This window comes from Geminicoccus sp. (genome assembly GCF_036263595.1).
Lineage (GTDB): Bacteria > Pseudomonadota > Alphaproteobacteria > Geminicoccales > Geminicoccaceae > Geminicoccus.
On record NZ_DATAGQ010000119.1, the window covers coordinates 1 to 15,877 of the forward strand.

At 65.9% G+C, this 15,877-nt stretch carries 23 protein-coding genes; all 23 read right to left on the reverse strand.

What is annotated here, in order from left to right:
* Nucleotides 1-549: biotin carboxylase N-terminal domain-containing protein (locus VHL31_RS10930; RefSeq protein ID WP_329661242.1), on the reverse strand; the 549-nt coding region annotated here is incomplete at its 3' end.
* Nucleotides 550-572: 23 nt separating this feature from the next.
* A complete protein-coding gene (locus tag VHL31_RS10935) occupies nt 573-2,105 on the reverse strand; it encodes an acyl-CoA carboxylase subunit beta (RefSeq protein WP_329661243.1) in 1,533 nt (510 codons plus the stop codon).
* A gap of 66 nt (nt 2,106-2,171) precedes the next feature.
* Nucleotides 2,172-2,879 carry an ATP12 family chaperone protein gene (locus VHL31_RS10940; protein ID WP_329661244.1) on the reverse strand — a complete coding sequence of 236 codons (708 nt, stop codon included), beginning with the start codon at nt 2,877-2,879 and terminating at the stop codon, nt 2,172-2,174.
* Entirely contained in the window at nt 2,876-3,532 is a 657-nt protein-coding gene (locus VHL31_RS10945) for an HAD-IA family hydrolase (protein ID WP_329661245.1), read from the reverse strand. The genes VHL31_RS10940 and VHL31_RS10945 overlap by 4 nt, the downstream gene beginning before the upstream one ends.
* Nucleotides 3,529-4,530 (reverse strand): RluA family pseudouridine synthase, encoded by a 1,002-nt coding sequence (locus tag VHL31_RS10950; protein ID WP_329661246.1) that lies wholly within the window; start codon nt 4,528-4,530, stop codon nt 3,529-3,531. The genes VHL31_RS10945 and VHL31_RS10950 overlap by 4 nt, the downstream gene beginning before the upstream one ends.
* Nucleotides 4,527-5,864, reverse strand: a complete 1,338-nt coding sequence (locus VHL31_RS10955) for a replication-associated recombination protein A (protein ID WP_329661247.1) — start codon at nt 5,862-5,864, stop codon at nt 4,527-4,529. The genes VHL31_RS10950 and VHL31_RS10955 overlap by 4 nt, the downstream gene beginning before the upstream one ends.
* A complete protein-coding gene (locus VHL31_RS10960) occupies nt 5,864-7,282 on the reverse strand; it encodes a Do family serine endopeptidase (protein ID WP_329661248.1) in 1,419 nt (472 codons plus the stop codon). Before VHL31_RS10960 ends, VHL31_RS10955 begins: the two co-directional genes overlap by 1 nt.
* A gap of 119 nt (nt 7,283-7,401) precedes the next feature.
* The gene (gene rplQ, locus VHL31_RS10965) at nt 7,402-7,833 is read right to left on the reverse strand and encodes a 50S ribosomal protein L17 (RefSeq protein WP_329661249.1); all 432 of its coding nucleotides are present in this window, start codon (nt 7,831-7,833) and stop codon (nt 7,402-7,404) included.
* Nucleotides 7,834-7,908: 75 nt separating this feature from the next.
* A complete protein-coding gene (locus VHL31_RS10970) occupies nt 7,909-8,925 on the reverse strand; it encodes a DNA-directed RNA polymerase subunit alpha (RefSeq protein ID WP_349262409.1) in 1,017 nt (338 codons plus the stop codon).
* Between the two features lie 90 nt (nt 8,926-9,015).
* Nucleotides 9,016-9,417: a 30S ribosomal protein S11 gene (gene rpsK / locus VHL31_RS10975; protein ID WP_329661250.1), complete on the reverse strand. Its 402-nt coding sequence runs from the start codon at nt 9,415-9,417 to the stop codon at nt 9,016-9,018.
* 2 nt (nt 9,418-9,419) lie between these two features.
* Entirely contained in the window at nt 9,420-9,800 is a 381-nt protein-coding gene (gene rpsM, locus VHL31_RS10980; protein ID WP_329661251.1) for a 30S ribosomal protein S13, read from the reverse strand.
* A 92-nt stretch (nt 9,801-9,892) separates the two neighbouring features.
* The gene (locus VHL31_RS10985) at nt 9,893-10,591 is read right to left on the reverse strand and encodes an adenylate kinase (protein WP_329661252.1); all 699 of its coding nucleotides are present in this window, start codon (nt 10,589-10,591) and stop codon (nt 9,893-9,895) included.
* Nucleotides 10,591-11,943: a preprotein translocase subunit SecY gene (gene secY, locus VHL31_RS10990; protein ID WP_329661253.1), complete on the reverse strand. Its 1,353-nt coding sequence runs from the start codon at nt 11,941-11,943 to the stop codon at nt 10,591-10,593. The genes VHL31_RS10985 and secY overlap by 1 nt, the downstream gene beginning before the upstream one ends.
* Before the next feature lie 9 nt (nt 11,944-11,952).
* Nucleotides 11,953-12,435, reverse strand: coding sequence for a 50S ribosomal protein L15 (rplO, locus tag VHL31_RS10995; protein WP_329661254.1), 483 nt, complete (start codon nt 12,433-12,435; stop codon nt 11,953-11,955).
* Nucleotides 12,436-12,440: 5 nt separating this feature from the next.
* A complete protein-coding gene (rpmD, locus tag VHL31_RS11000) occupies nt 12,441-12,644 on the reverse strand; it encodes a 50S ribosomal protein L30 (protein ID WP_329661255.1) in 204 nt (67 codons plus the stop codon).
* 4 nt (nt 12,645-12,648) lie between these two features.
* Nucleotides 12,649-13,212, reverse strand: coding sequence for a 30S ribosomal protein S5 (rpsE, locus tag VHL31_RS11005; protein WP_349262410.1), 564 nt, complete (start codon nt 13,210-13,212; stop codon nt 12,649-12,651).
* A 21-nt stretch (nt 13,213-13,233) separates the two neighbouring features.
* A complete protein-coding gene (gene rplR, locus VHL31_RS11010) occupies nt 13,234-13,596 on the reverse strand; it encodes a 50S ribosomal protein L18 (protein ID WP_329661257.1) in 363 nt (120 codons plus the stop codon).
* A 2-nt stretch (nt 13,597-13,598) separates the two neighbouring features.
* On the reverse strand, nt 13,599-14,132 hold the full coding sequence (gene rplF, locus VHL31_RS11015) for a 50S ribosomal protein L6 (RefSeq protein WP_329661258.1): 534 nt from the start codon (nt 14,130-14,132) through the stop codon (nt 13,599-13,601).
* Nucleotides 14,133-14,134: 2 nt separating this feature from the next.
* Complete coding sequence (gene rpsH, locus VHL31_RS11020) at nt 14,135-14,533, reverse strand: 30S ribosomal protein S8 (RefSeq protein ID WP_329661259.1); 399 nt, start codon at nt 14,531-14,533, stop codon at nt 14,135-14,137.
* Between the two features lie 12 nt (nt 14,534-14,545).
* Entirely contained in the window at nt 14,546-14,851 is a 306-nt protein-coding gene (gene rpsN, locus VHL31_RS11025; RefSeq protein ID WP_329661260.1) for a 30S ribosomal protein S14, read from the reverse strand.
* Nucleotides 14,852-14,870: 19 nt separating this feature from the next.
* Nucleotides 14,871-15,410: a 50S ribosomal protein L5 gene (gene rplE, locus VHL31_RS11030; protein ID WP_329661261.1), complete on the reverse strand. Its 540-nt coding sequence runs from the start codon at nt 15,408-15,410 to the stop codon at nt 14,871-14,873.
* A 7-nt stretch (nt 15,411-15,417) separates the two neighbouring features.
* Nucleotides 15,418-15,735 (reverse strand): 50S ribosomal protein L24, encoded by a 318-nt coding sequence (gene rplX, locus VHL31_RS11035; RefSeq protein ID WP_329661262.1) that lies wholly within the window; start codon nt 15,733-15,735, stop codon nt 15,418-15,420.
* The coding region (locus VHL31_RS11040; RefSeq protein ID WP_329661264.1) for an uL14 family ribosomal protein at nt 15,735-15,877 on the reverse strand (143 nt) is incomplete at its 5' end. The genes rplX and VHL31_RS11040, both read right to left, overlap by 1 nt.

Below are 15,877 nucleotides of genomic sequence, written 5' to 3' on the forward strand. Positions count from 1 at the left end.
CCGCTCCAGCCCCTCGGTCAGCGACGGATCGTCATGGGCGATCCGCATGCCCTTCCCACCTCCACCGGCGGCGGCCTTGACCATCACCGGGTAGCCGATGCTGCGCGCGATCCGGAGCGCTTCCTCCGGGTCCGCGACGGGCTCCACATGGCCCGGCACCACCGAGACGCCTGCCTTCTTCGCCAGGATCTTGCTCTCGATCTTGTCGCCCATCGCCTGCACGGCGTTCATGGGCGGGCCGATGAACACGATCCCGGCCAGGTCCAGCGCCTCGGCGAAGGCGGCGTTCTCGGACAGGAAGCCATAGCCTGGATGGACGGCCTCGGCCCCTGTCTGCCGGCAGGCCGCCACGATCTTGTCGATGACGAGATAGCTCTCGCGCGCCGCCGCCGGACCGATCGCCACCGCCTCGTCAGCCATCTGCACGTGCAGGGCCTGGGCATCCGCCTCCGAATAGACCGCGACCGTCGCGATCCCCAGCTTCCTGCAGGTACGGATCACCCGGCAGGCGATCTCACCGCGGTTGGCGATCAGGATCTTCTTGAACATTGTTCTTGTTCCCGCGGCAATGATCAGAGCGGAATGTTGGCGTGCTTCTTCCAGGGGTTGGAGAGCTGCTTGTTGGCCAGCCAGCGCAGCGACTTGGCGATCCGACGCCTCGTCCCATGCGGCATGATGATGTCGTCGACAAAGCCCCGCTTGGCCGCGACGAACGGGTTGGCGAAGCGTTCGCGGTACTCGGCCGTCCGAGCCTCGATCGCGGCCACGTCACCGGCGTCCTGGCGGAAGATGATCTCCACGGCACCCTTGGGACCCATCACCGCAATCTCGGCGGTCGGCCAGGCGAAGTTCACATCGCCGCGCAGGTGCTTGGAGCTCATCACGTCATAGGCGCCGCCATAGGCCTTGCGCGTGATCAGCGTGACCTTCGGCACCGTGGCCTCGGCATAGGCGAACAGCAGCTTGGCACCGTGCTTGATGATCCCGCCATATTCCTGCCCGGTGCCCGGCAGGAAGCCCGGCACGTCGACCAGCGTCACGATCGGAATGTTGAAGCAGTCGCAAAAGCGCACGAAGCGCGCGGCCTTGATCGACGCGGCGATGTCCAGGCAGCCGGCCAGCACCATCGGCTGGTTGGCGACGATGCCGATCGTGCGCCCCTCCATCCGGGCAAAGCCGGTGATGATGTTCTTCGCGTAGTCCTTCTGGATCTCGAAGAAGTCGGCCTCGTCGACGATTTTCTCGATCAGCTCCATCATGTCGTAGGGCTGGTTCGAGTTGGCCGGGATCAGCGTGTCGAGCGACGAGTCGTCCCGATCCACCGGGTCGTCGCATGGCCGCTCCGGGGGCTTTTCCCGGTTGCTGAGCGGCAGGAAGTCGACGAAGCGGCGCAGCTCGTGCAATGCCTGGATGTCGTGGTCGAAGGCTAGATCCGCCACGCCGGAGCGGCCGGTATGGGTGCCGGCCCCGCCCAGCTCCTCGGCCGTCACCACCTCGTTGGTGACGGTCTTCACCACGTCGGGGCCGGTCACGAACATGTAGGAGGTATCGCGGACCATGAAGATGAAGTCGGTCATTGCCGGCGAATAGACGGCGCCACCGGCACAGGGCCCCATGATCACCGAGATCTGCGGAATGACGCCCGACGCCAGCACGTTCTTCTGGAACACGTCGGCATAGCCGGCGAGCGAGGCCACGCCCTCCTGGATGCGGGCGCCGCCGCTGTCGTTGATCCCGATCACGGGTGCTCCGACCTTCACGGCGCGGTCCATGATCTTGCAGATCTTCTCGGCATGCGCCTCCGAGAGCGCGCCGCCGAACACCGTGAAGTCCTGGCTGAACACGAAGACCAGGCGGCCGCTGATGGTGCCCTGCCCGGTCACCACGCCGTCGCCGGGGATGCGCTGCTCGTCCATGCCGAAATCGACGCAGCGATGCTCGACGAACATGTCAGTTTCTTCGAACGAGCCCGGGTCGAGAAGGAGCTCGATGCGCTCGCGGGCGGTGAGCTTGCCGCGCTTGTGCTGGTTCCTGACCCGCTTTTCGCCGCCACCCTGCCGTGCGGCCTCGCGCTTCGTCTCGAGCTGCTCGATGATCGTCTGCACCGCCTTCCCCCAACGGCCGCCCTGCCGCTCCCACGGGCCTAGACGTTCCCGAAAGGGACAGGAAGATCACATGCGCAGCGGCGGCGCCACAGCGGCAACAAACTGGCCGATCGCTTCCAGATCCGACCGCAGCGCCACATGCCGCTTGGTGATCTCGGGATCCTCGCCCCAATGCTCGACCTGGTAGAGGTCGTCAAGCAGCGCCGCCTCGAACGCCTCGTCAGGGCCCAGCACCGCTTCCACCATGGCAAGGCCCAGCACGAGCGAGCTGGTTGCCGTGACAGCGGCGTGCAGGGCCACCAGGTGCCAGGGGTCCATGCCCTCCACCACCGGCGTCAGCCGCAGGGCTGCCTCGCGCGGCACGGGCTGCGGCAGCATCGTGCGGAACACCGGCAGCCGGACATCGAAGGAACGTTCCAGCCAGTCCAGCCATGGCTGCCAGGTCTCGTCCTGACGGCGTGCGAGATCGGCAGGATTGCCGGCACGGTAGCAGAGCATGTCCGTCTCGAGATACTCCATGACCTGCCGGATCGCCGGTTCCCGCCGCGCCGGCATGAGGTCGATGGCGGTCGTGGCCAGCCGCGTGAGCCGCATGTCAGGTGCTCGCACCTCGTCGTGCTGCGCCTCCCACTCCGAGGCAATGGCCAGGGCCAGCGCCTCGGTCGGAAGCTCCAGCAGTTGACGCATCGGCGTGCGGATCGGCTTGTCGTCAAGAAGGACCTGCCAGACCTGCCCCTGCCGGGCGGTCGAGACGGCCTTGTAGAAGCGCTTCATGTAAGTCCCAGGATGGGATGTAGCTGGTCCGGATGATGGGCGACATGGGCCGCTCCGGCTTCGAACAGCCGCTCGACCGGATGGTTGCCCCAGGCGACCCCGACCGGCAGAGCGCCCGCCGCCTTCGCCATCAGGATGTCGAACGCGGTGTCACCGATGACGACGGTGGACGCCGCGTCCGCTCCGGTTTCGGCCAGCGCCTGCAGCACCATGGCCGGGTGGGGCTTGGAGGGATGACGACATGCAGTCTGGAAGGTCACGAACCGTTCGGCCAATTCGTGATGCGCCAGGATCGCGTCCAGGCCGCGCCGGCTGTTGCCCGTCACGATCCCCAGCAGCATGTCAGGCTCGTCCGCCAGGCGGTCCAGCAGGTCGAGCACGCCCGGAAACAAGGGTTCAGCATGGACGCCGTTGGCCCGGTACTTCCAATAGTGACGGCCAAAGGCCGCACCGATGGCAGCCCGATCCTCGGCTCCCATCTGCGGACGCCAGAACTCCATGCATTCGGCCACCGACAGCCCAATGGCGGACCGCAGGGTCAGCTCGTCGGGCGGCGCTTCGCCAAATTCGACGAAGGCGTCTTCCGCAGCCGCGACAATCAGCGCGCCGCTGTCGACCAGGGTACCGTCGCAATCGAACAGGATTAGCCTCACCGGCGCTCCTCCGGCCAGTCGTCCAGCCGCGCGTAGGGGGGAAGCGTCCGGTTCAGGCCCATCCAGGCCAGCGCCTCCTTGATCGGCTGGTCAGGCTCCGCGACCAGCCGCAGGCGCCCTCCATCGGGATGCGGCAGGTCCAGCTCGCGGGCATGCAGGGCAAGTTCGGAGGGTGCGCCAGTCGGATGAGCATCCTTCCCGCCATACTTGCCGTCGCCCAGGATCGGGAAGCCGGACAGGGCACAGTGCGCGCGAAGCTGATGCGTGCGCCCGGTCAGAGGCATCAGCCCCAGCCAGGCCGCCACCTTGGCGTTCGCTTCCAGCACCCGGAAGGCGGTCCTGGCGTGACGGGCTTCGTCGCTCTCGCTGGCGGTCATCTTCTCGCGCCCAGCACCTCCGCCCTTCTCCAGCGCAAGATCGATCACGCCCACATCGCGCTTGGGCCGGCCGACCACGACGGCCCAGTACAGCTTGCGGATCTTGTGCTGCTGGAAGGCGAACGACAGGCTACGGGCCGCCGCCGCGGTCTTGGCCAGCACCAGCACACCGGATGTGTCGCGGTCGAGGCGGTGGACCAGCCGGGGCTTCTCGCCGTTCTTGTCAAGGAAGAGCTGCATCAGCCCGTCCACATGCCGCGTCGTCCCGCTGCCGCCCTGGACGGCGAGGCCGGCCGGCTTAGCGATGGCCAGCAAGGCGTCGTCCTCGTGGATCACGAGGCTGCGCATCATCGCGGCATCCCGCTCCGACGGCATCTGGGACGGCTTGGGCTGCAGCAGCGGCACGTCCGGCTCGATCGGGAGCGGGGGGATGCGAACGACCTGCCCGGGCATCAGGCGCGAGGAGGCGTCGATCCGCTTGCCGTCCAGCCGGAACTGGCCCGTCCGCAGCAGCTTCTGCATGCGCCCGAACGGAAGGTCGGGAAAATGAGTCTTGCACCAGCGATCGAACCGCCAGTCTGCTTCACTCTTGGCAACCGTCTTCTGCTCGACGCCGGTCACTGCGGGCGCTCCTTTTCCTGACGCTCCGCCCGGAGCTGCTTCAGCCTGACCAGCCGCTCGGCGATGCGGGCCTCGATGCCCTGATCGGTGGGGCGGTAGAAGGACGGCCGCTGCATGCCGTCCGGGAAGTAGTTCTGGCCGGAGAACCGTTCCGGCGCATCGTGATCGTACTGGTAGTCCTGCCCGTACCCCAGCTCCTTCATGAGCTTGGTCGGCGCGTTCAGGATCGTGGCCGGCGGCATCAGAGAGCCGGTTTCCCTGGCTGCGGCGCGCGCGGCCTTGTAGGCCATGTAGACCGCGTTCGATTTCGGTGCGGCAGCCATGTAGATGACGGCTTGCGCCAGGGCCAGCTCGCCCTCCGGGCTGCCCAGGCGCTCATAGGTCGTTGCTGCCGCCAGCGCCTGCTCGATGGCGCGCGGATCGGCTAGGCCGACATCCTCGACCGCCATGCGCACGATCCGCCGGGCGAGGAAGCGCGGATCCTCGCCACCCTCGAGCATCCGGCAGAACCAGTAGAGCGACGCGTCCGGATCGGATCCGCGCACCGATTTGTGCAGGGCGCTGATGAGGTTGTAATGGCTCTCCTGCGCCCGGTCGTAGAGCGGCATCCGCCGCTGCAGCACCTGACCAAGCCGCTCCGGGTCGAGCGCCTGGTCTTCCGGCAGGTCGGCCAAGGCCTCGACCAGGTTCAAGAGATAGCGGCCGTCCCCGTCAGCCATCTCGCACAGCCGGGCACGTGCCTGCTCCGTCAGGGGAAGTCGATGCCCGAGCGCAGCCTCGCCTCTGCTCACCAGCCCATCCAGGGCCGGGCCGTCCAGGCGATGCAGGACGAGCACCTGGCAGCGCGACAGCAAGGCCGGCACCAGCGCAAAGGACGGATTTTCGGTCGTGGCGCCCACGAGCGTCACGGTGCCGTCCTCGACCTCGTGGAGCAGGCCATCCTGCTGGGCACGATTATAGCGGTGGATCTCGTCGATGAAGAGGAGCGGGTGCCGGCCGTTCGAGCGCAGCTTGCGGGCGTCCTCGAAGCTCTTGCGCAGGTCGGCCACGCCCGACATCACGGCCGACAGCTCCAGGAGCGGCTCGCCCACCGCGTCGGCCAGGATGCGGGCCAGCGTGGTCTTGCCACAGCCGGGCGGTCCCCAGAGGATCATCGACTGGAGCCGGCCCTTGGCCAGCATGCGCGCCAGCGGCGCATCGGGTGCGAACAGCTGTTCCTGCCCGACCATGTCCTCCACCCGGACGGGGCGGAGGCGGTCGGCCAGCGGCCGGTCGGCCTCTTCCCGCCGCCGTCGCCTGCCATGGACCGCAGGCGTCTCGCCGAACAGGTCCATCAACTGCCGACCCGGAACTGGTAGAGCCTGCCGCCACTCTTCACGGTCATCGCAAACGGGCGTCCTCGCCTCGGCAGCGCCGACTGGAGTTCGTCGACCGTCTCGACTTCCTCGTCGTTGATCGCCACGATCATATCCCCGACCTCCAGGTTCATGTAGGCCGCCCGCGAACCGCGCTCGACGGCGACGATCACGACTCCCGTCTCGAACGGGTCCAGACCGAGCCGTTCGTTGAACCCCGGCGACATATTCGCGGCGGTGGCACCGCCAAGCGGGTGGTTGGCCGGAAAGGCGGTGAGGTCGGGTGCAGGTCGCTGCGGCGCCTCGGCCCGTTCCACCTGCACCGTCCGTTCCTTGCCACGCCGGAAGACTCCGAGCCGCGCGCGCGTACCGAGTTGCTGGAGCGATAGCCGGTAGCCGAAGCTGGCCGGATCGTCGACAGCCACCCCGTCGACCGACAGGATCACGTCGCCGGTACGAAGCCCGGCCTCGTCAGCCGGCCCTCCGGGCCAGATCTTGCCGACAAGGACTCCCTGCGGGCGTGCAAGGCCCAGGCTCTCGGCCATCCCCACGTCCACGCTCTGCAGGGCGGCTCCCAGCCACGGGCGCGAGACTTCCTGCGTGCCCGCTACGACGCTCTCGAGCCGCACCCGCACCAGATCGGCCGGAATCGCAAAACCTATCCCGATGGAGCCACCGGAGCGCGAAAAGATGGCGGTATTGATCCCGACCAGCCGCCCCTCCAGGTCGACCAGCGCTCCCCCGGAGTTGCCCGGGTTGATCGCGGCATCCGTCTGGATGAAGGACACATCCCGCTCCAGTCCCTCCGCCGTGCGGTTCGTCGCCGAGACGATGCCGGACGTGACAGTCTGGCCGATCCCGAACGGATTGCCGATGGCAAGCACGAGATCACCCACCTGCAGCGCGTCCGAGCGCGCAAGCGGCAAGGTCGGCAGGGTCTCACCGTCCGTGTCGATCTTCAGGAAGGCCAGGTCGGCACGCTCGTCGCGGGACAGAAGGGTCGCCTCGAAGGCCCGGCGGTCGGCCAGGATCACGGTGATCTGGTCGGCACCCTCGATCACATGGTTATTGGTCACGACCACACCATCCGGCCGGAGCATCACGCCGGAGCCCAACGAGTTCTCCACCCTTTGCCGCTCGGGCGGCCGACCAGGACCGTTCCGTCCGAAGAAGAATTCGAGCAACGGATCGCTCAGATAGGGTTGGCGGCGGGCCGCCACCTCGCGGGAAGTCTGGATATTGACGACGGCCGGAGCTGCCCTGCGGACGACCGGCGCAAAGCTGAGGCGCACTTCCTCCACCGACGTCGGCACACGACGCTGCTCCTGGGCAGGTGCCGGAACTGCCAGGGCCAGCATGGCCAGGGCCAGGAGAATAGGCAGCGTCGACACGCGCATCCGCGCCAGTTCCTTCCCGATAACGACAAGGGCCGGACGTCGCCGTCCGGCCCTGCCGATATGGGGATCGCTGCTGCTGTTCGAAAGCCGCGGCCGTTCAGGCCGAGTCGGCTCTCCGATCACGCCGCTGCGAGAGCCTCGTCTTCATCCTCACGAACCTGGACGGGCCCGCTGTCCTTGCCCTTGGCGTCCATGTCGCGGTCGACGAACTCGATCACGGCCACCGGCGCATTGTCGCCATAACGGAAACCTGCCTTGAGGATCCGCACATAGCCGCCGGGGCGGTTGTTGTAGCGCGGCCCCAGGACCTCGACGAGCTTCTTTGCCGTGGCCTCGCTGCGGGTCCGGGCGATCAGGAGACGCCGCGCGGCCAGGTCGCCCTTGCGGGCGAGCGTGACCATCTTCTCGACGATCGGACGCAGTTCCTTGGCCTTGGGGAGGGTCGTCACGATCTGCTCGTGCTTGACCAGAGCGCTCACCAGATTGGCGAACATCGCCTGCCGGTGGGAGCTGTCGCGGCTGAACGCCCGACCGCTGACACGATGACGCATGATGACCTTCCGACTTCAACCTGCGGCCAGACGGCCGCGCTCAAGCTACACTCTGTCCCGAAGTTCGCGAGAACCTCAGAACGGTTCCTCGACCTTGCGGGCCAGCTCTTCGATGTTCTCCGGCGGCCAGCCCGGCACCTCCATGCCGAGATGCAGGCCCATCTGCGCCAGCACTTCCTTGATCTCGTTCAAGGACTTGCGGCCGAAGTTCGGCGTGCGCAGCATCTCCGCCTCGGTCTTCTGAACGAGATCGCCGATATAGACGATGTTGTCGTTCTTCAGGCAGTTGGCGGAGCGGACCGACAGTTCCAGCTCGTCGACCTTGCGCAGCAGGTTCGGGTTGAACGGCAGATCGCGCTTGATCTCGCCGGCCCCGTGGACCTGCGGCTCCTCGAAGTTGATGAATAGCTGCAGCTGATCCTGCAGGATGCGGGCGGCCAGCGCCAGCGCATCTTCCGGACCGACCGAGCCGTCCGTCTCGATCTGCAGGGTCAGCCGGTCATAGTCGGTCTGCTGACCGACACGGCTGTTGTCGACCTTGTAGGCGACCTTGCGGACCGGACTGTAGATCGCGTCGATGGCGATCAGGCCGATCGGCGCGTCCTCGGCCTTGTTCAGGTGAGCCGCGACATAGCCCTTGCCGGTCTGCACGATCAGTTCGACCGACAGCTTGCCGCCCTGGTCGACGTGGCAGATCACATGGTCAGGATCCATGATCTCGACGTCGTGCGGCGTCTCGATCATGCCGGCCGTGACGACAGCCGGTCCCTCGACCTTCAGATAGCAGCGCTTGGGCGTCTCGCCATGGCCGCGGATGCCGATCGTCTTGAGGTTCAGGACGATGTCGGTGACGTCCTCGCGGACGCCTGGGATGGTGGCGAACTCGTGCAGCACGCCGTCGATCTGCACCGACGTGATCGCTGCACCCTGGAGCGACGACAGGAGAACACGGCGCAGCGCATTGCCGATCGTGATGCCGAAGCCGCGCTCGAGCGGCTCCACGATCACGGTCGCCTCACGATCCGGACGCCGGCCGACCTGGATGTCGAGCTTCTGGGGCTTGATCAGCTCATGCCAGTTCCGTTGGATCACGGGATGCCTCTCAGGAACGACGATCAATCGAACGAACGGGTCCCGGGTGCCTTGGCACGCCGGGACCCGTTCATGGCGGAGAAAAACGGCTCAGACGCGGCGACGCTTGCGCGGCCGGCAGCCATTGTGCGGGATCGGCGTCACGTCGCGGATCGTGCTGACCACGAGGCCAGCCGCCTGCAACGCACGCAGCGCCGACTCACGCCCCGAGCCCGGGCCACGGACCTGGACCTCGACGGTCTTCATCCCGTGCTCCATGGCCTTGCGCGCCGCAATCTCGGCAGCCACCTGCGCGGCGAACGGCGTGGACTTGCGCGAGCCCTTGAAGCCCTGGGCACCTGCCGACGACCAAGCAATCGCATTGCCCTGCGCGTCGGTGATGGTGACCATGGTGTTGTTGAACGTGGCGCTGACATGCGCGACGCCCGACGTGATGTTCTTCCGCTCGCGACGCTTGACGCGTCCGCCGGCATCCTTGGCAGCAGTAGCCATGATTACTTCTTCGTCGCCTTCTTCTTGCCAGCGATTGCCCGTGCCGGACCCTTGCGGGTACGCGCATTGGTATGGGTCCGCTGCCCATGCACCGGCAGACCACGACGATGGCGCAGGCCGCGATAGCAGCCGAGATCCATCAGACGCTTGATGTTCATCGCGACATCGCGACGAAGATCACCTTCGACCTTCAACTCCCGATCGATGACCTCGCGGATCTTCACGAGCTCCGCGTCGCTGAGGTCGTTGATCCGACGAGAATGCTCGATCTGGAGTTCGTTGAGGATCGACCGAGAGCTGTGCGGCCCGATCCCATAGATATAAGTCAGTGCAACCCAGGCCTGCTTGCCACTGGGCAGGTTTACACCTGCGATACGAGCCACCGATCGCTCCCTTTCAAACGCAACGCGCGATCGCATCGCCACCGGTCGGTGGCGACAAAAGTGCGCGGATCATAAGAACCATCTCACCGCTGTCAAGGGTTACCCGCACCCTTCGCAGCCGCGGTCGCTGCAGAGGTGCCAGTGCCGGGCTCCAGAATAGCGGCTATCTCGGCGGTGACCGCATCGATCGCCCCCATCCCGTCCACCGTGTGCAGGATCCCCCGCGCCCGGTAGTAGGGCAGCAACGGCGCCGTCTGGGCGTCATACGCCTCAAGCCGCGCCGAGACCGTCGCCGCGTTGTCGTCCTTGCGGCGCACGAACTCCGTGCTCCCGCAGACGTCGCAGATGCCCGCCACCGCAGGCTGCTTGAACTTGTCGTGATATCCCGTGCCGCAACGCGCACAGGCGTAGCGGCCGGAGATCCGCTCCACCAAGGCCGCAGGATCTACCTTGAACTCGATGACCGCATCGATCTGCTGGCCCCGAACCTCCAGCATCCCGTCGAGCGCCTCCGCCTGGAGCGTCGTCCTTGGAAACCCATCCAGGATGAAGCCGGCAGCGCAATCCGGCTCGTCGATGCGCTCGGCCACGATCGCATTCATCACGTCGTCGGAAACCAGCTTGCCGGCTTCCATGATCGCCTTCGCCTGCCTGCCGATCTCCGTCCCGTTCGCAACCGCCGCCCGAAGCATGTCGCCCGTCGACAGCTGCGGAATGCCGAAGCGGTCCCAGATCCACGCCGCCTGCGTACCCTTGCCGGCCCCTGGAGGGCCCAGGAGGATGACCCGCATCACCGCCTCCCGACCGGGGCCCGCAGACGCGCCTTCTTGATCAGACCCTCGTACTGATGGGCGATCAGGTGCGACTGGATCTGGCCGACCGTGTCCATCGTAACGGACACGACGATCAGCAGGCTGGTGCCGCCGAAGTAGAAAGGCACGGCGTATTGCGAGATCAGGATCTCCGGCAGGACGCATACGGCTGCAAGGTACAGCGCGCCCACTACCGTTAGCCTGGTCAGGATGTGCTCCAGATAGGCCGCTGTCCGATCACCTGGCCGGACGCCCGGAATGAACCCGCCCTGCTTGCGCAGGTTCTCGGCGGTCTCCTTCGGATTGAACACGATCGACGTATAGAAGAACGCGAAGAACACGATCAGCGCGACATAGAGCAGGATATGCACCGGATGGCCGCGACCGAGCATGGCGTTCAGCTCGATCAGCCAGGGGTGGCTCGTGTTCGGGTCCACGAACGAACCAAAGGTCGCCGGAAGCAGCAGAAGCGAGCTCGCGAAGATCGCGGGGATCACGCCGGCCGTGTTGACCTTCAGCGGCAGATGCGAACTCTCGCCGCCGAACACCCGGTTGCCCTGCTGGCGCTTGGGGTACTGCACCAGGACCCGGCGCTGCGCCCGCTCCATGAACACGATCGCCGTGATCACGGCGATCATCAGCACGATCAGCAGGATGATGAAGCCCGCCGAGATGGCACCCGTCCGTCCCAGTTCCAGCATGCTGGCCAAAGCAGCGGGCAATGAGGCGACGATGCCGACGAAGATGATGAGCGAGATGCCGTTGCCGATGCCGCGCGCGGTGATCTGCTCGCCCAGCCACATCAGGAACATCGTGCCGCCGACGATCGTCACGACCGTCGACAGCCGGAAGAACCAGCCGGGATCGATCACGGCACTGCCGGCACCGCTCGTCGTGCCCTCTAGCCCGATCGCAAGCCCATAGGCCTGGAAGGCGCACAGGACCACCGTGAGGTAGCGCGTGTACTGGTTGATCTTCTTGCGGCCGCTCTCACCCTCCTTCTTGAGGGCCTCCATCGTGGGAGACACCGCGGTCATCAGCTGCAGGATGATCGAGGCGGAGATGTAGGGAAGGATGCCCAGCGCAAAGATCGACATGCGCTCGAGGGCACCGCCAGCGAACACGTTGAACATGCCGACGATGCCGCCGGCCTGGCTCTGGAAGATCTGCGCCATGGCGGCATGATCGATCCCCGGCAGCGGCACATAGGTGCCGAGCCGGTAGACGATCAGCGCCCCGAGCGTGAACCAGAGGCGCTTCTTGAGCTCGGTCGCCTTGGCGAAAGCGCCGAAGTTGACGTTCGCCGCTAGCTGTTCGGCGACCGAGGCCATTGGCTTTCCTTACTCGGATTCGGCGACTGCGCCGCCGATGACGTTAACCTTGCCGCCTGCCTTCTCGACAGCCTGCACCGCCGACGCGGACGCACCGACCACCTCGATCGTCAGCGAAGCCGTCAGACTGCCGCGACCCAGGAGGCGCACGCCGTCACGAGGATTGCCGACTAGGCCGGCAGCCACCAGGACCGCCGTGTCAATCGGCTGCGCCACGTCGATCCGACCGGCATCGACCGCCTTTTGCAGCGAATCGAGATTCACGATCACGTAGTCAGGACGGAAGATGTTGTTGAAGCCACGCTTCGGCAGACGCCGATAGAGCGGCATCTGGCCACCTTCGAAATAGGCCGGCTTGCCGCCACCAGCACGGGCCTTCGCACCCTTGTGGCCCTTACCGGAGGTCTTGCCCAGGCCGGAGCCGATGCCGCGCCCGAGGCGCTTCTTCGCCTCCCGAGCGCCGGGATTGTCCCGGAGTTCGTTCAGTTTCATGATTTTCAGCCCTGGGTCCCGTCGGCACCCTCAAGGGTCTCAAACACCACCAGATGCTTGACCTTCTCCACCCGCCCGCGCGTGGCAGGATTGTCGGCCAGCACCCGGCTCCGATGAAGCTTGTTCAGCCCCAGGCCGATCAGCGTCTCGCGCTGATCGGAGCGGCGCCCGATCGGGCTCCGCACCTGGGTCACCTTAATCTTGCTCATCGCGTCACTCCGCCTTCGGCTCGATCTGCTCGCGCCGGCCGATCAGGTCCGAGACCTTCTTGCCACGCTTCGCAGCCACGGCCCGCGGGCTCGCCACCGTGGTGAGGGCGGCAAAAGTCGCCTTCACCATGTTGTGCGGATTCGAGGAGCCCAGCGACTTGGCAACCACGTCGCCAATACCCAGGGCCTCGAACACCGCACGCATCGGACCGCCGGCAATCACGCCGGTGCCCGGAGGGGCGGACCGAAGCAGAACCCTGCCGGCACCGAAATGGCCGATTGTATCGTGGTGCAGCGTGCGACCCTGCCGAAGCGGAACCCGAATCAGGCCCTTCTTGGCAGCTTCGGTCGCCTTGCGCACCGCCTCCGGCACCTCGCGTGCCTTGCCGCTGCCATAGCCGACCCGGCCCTTGCCGTCCCCGACCACGACCAGTGCCGAGAAGCCGAAACGCCGGCCGCCCTTCACCACCTTCGCGACGCGATTGATCGAGACGAGGCGGTCCATGAATTCGGACTCGCCCCTATCCCTATCACCGCCACGATCATCACCACCGCGCTGACGCGCCATAAACCGTCCTCCCGCGATGGATCAGAACGACAGGCCGCCCTCGCGGGCGCCGTCGGCCAGAGCCTTCACACGACCATGGTACTGATAGCCACCACGGTCAAAAACCACGACATCGATACCGGCCGCCTTGGCCCGCTCAGCGAGCAGCTGGCCGACCCGCTTGGCCGCCGTACTGTCCGCACCGGTCTTCAGCTCGCCACGCAACGTCGGCTCGACCGTCGAGGCCGCCGCCACCGTCACGCCCTTGGAGTCATCGATGACCTGGGCATAGATATGGCAGCTCGATCGGAACACCGACAGCCGGACACGGCCGGAAGCCCGCTGCCGGATCGCGAAGCGAACCCGACGCCGGCGACGCTCGAAGCGCTCGTCCACCTTCACCATGGTTACTTCTTCTTGCCTTCCTTGCGACGGATCGTCTCGCTGGCGTACTTCACGCCCTTGCCCTTGTAGGGCTCGGGCTGACGGAACGCGCGGATCTCGGCGGCGAGCTGACCCACCTTCTGCTTGTCCGCGCCGGTGATCTGGACCGAAGTGGGAGTCTCCACCACCACCTTGATCTCCTTCGGCACGGCGTACTTGATGTCGTGGCTGTAGCCCAGCTGCAGGCTCAGCAGGGAACCGTCGAGCGCAGCGCGATAACCCACGCCGTTGATCTCGAGCCGCTCCGTGAAGCCCTCGGACACGCCCTTGACGAGGTTGGCCACCACGGTGCGGGACGTGCCCCACAGCGAGCGACCCTGCCGGTCCATCTCGCGCGGCCTCACGACCAGGCCACCCTCCTCCTGCGCGACGCTCACCGCATCGTGCAGAACGGCGGACAGTTCCCCGAGCTTGCCCTTGGCACTGATGGTCTGGCCAGCCACCGAAACGGTGACACCAGCCGGCACCGGGACCGGATGCTTGCCGATACGGGACATGCTCAGAACACCATGCAGAGGATCTCGCCACCGACATGGGCCGCCCGCGCTTCCGCATCGGACATTACACCCCGGGGCGTGGAGACGATCGCGATACCCAGACCATTGTAGATGGTGGGCAGGTCGCGGACTCCGGCATAGACGCGACGGCCGGGCTTGCTCACCCGACGCAGCTCGCGGATCACCGGCTCGCCATTATGATACTTCAACTCGACGCTGATGGCATGCTTGCCAGGCGCCTGCTCGACTTCGCCAAAGCCGCGAATATAGCCTTCGCGCTTGAGCACCTCGAGCACACGCACGTGCATCGTCGACTTCGGCGCGAGAACGGCACCCTTGGAGGCCATCTGGCCATTCCGGATGCGCGTCAACAGATCGCCGAGCGGATCGGACATCGCCATTCCGCGAACCCCTTACCAGCTCGACTTGACCATCCCGGGGATCTGCCCCGAGGATGCCAAGTCCCGCAACGTGATACGAGAAAGACCGAACTTCCGGTAATAGGCGCGCGGCCTGCCGGTCATTTCACAACGGTTGCGGATCCGGACCTTCGACCCGTTCCGCGGCAGCTCGGCCAGCTTCAGCACGGCCTCGAACCGGTCACCGTCGTCGATGTCCTTCTGCTTCACGATCGCCTTGAGGGCAGCTCGCTTGGCGGCCTGCATTTCAACCAGCGCACGGCGCCGGTTGTTCTTCTCGACTGAACTCTTCTTTGCCACGACGATATCCTTGTTCAGATCACTTCGTGAACGGCATGCTGAATGCCGTGAGGAGCGCCTTGGCTTCCTCGTTCGTCTTCGCCGTGGTGCAGAAGATGATATCCATGCCACGATTCTCGTCGACTTCGTCGAACGAGATCTCGGGGAAGATGATCTGCTCCTTCAGGCCCATGGCGTAGTTGCCACGGCCGTCGAAGCTCTTCGGCGACACGCCACGAAAGTCGCGGATGCGGGGCATCGCGATGTTGATGAGGCGATCCAGGAACTCGTACATGCGCTCGCGCCGCAAGGTCACCTTGCAGCCGATGTTCATGCCCTCGCGCAGCTTGAAGTTCGCCACCGACTTGCGCGCCTTCGTCATCACCGGCTTCTGGCCTGCGATCTTCGTCAGCTGCGCCACCGCGTTGGTGAGCTTCTTGGCGTCCTGGGTCGCCTTGCCGACCGCCATGTTGATGACGATCTTGTCCAGCTTGGGAACCTCCATGTGGTTCTTGTAGCCGAACTGTTCGACGAGCGCGGCCTTCACCGCCTTCTCGTAATGATCTTTCAGACGTGCCATGGCCGCCTCACCGGTCGAGCAGCTCGCCGGTCCGCTTGGAAAAGCGGACCTTGCGGCCGTCTTCGAGGAATTTGAAACCGACGCGGGTAGCCTTGCCATCGGAAGGATCCAGCAGCGCGACGTTGCTCACGTCGACCGAGGCTTCCTTCTCGATGATGCCGCCTTCGCGCATGCCCGTGGGCTTGGTGTGGCGCTTGACCACCGCGATACCCTGGACGACCACGCGGCCTTCCTTGGGATCGACCCGCAGGACTTCCCCCTGCCGGCCCTTGTCGCGGCCAGCGAGCATGACGACCTTGTCGCCCTTCTTGACCTTCGCCGCCATCACAGCACCTCGGGCGCGAGCGAAATGATCTTCATGAACTTCCTGGCGCGCAGCTCGCGGGTCACAGGCCCGAAGATGCGGGTGCCGATCGGCTCACCCTGCTTGTTGATGAGCACGGCCGCGTTGCGATCGAACCTGATCG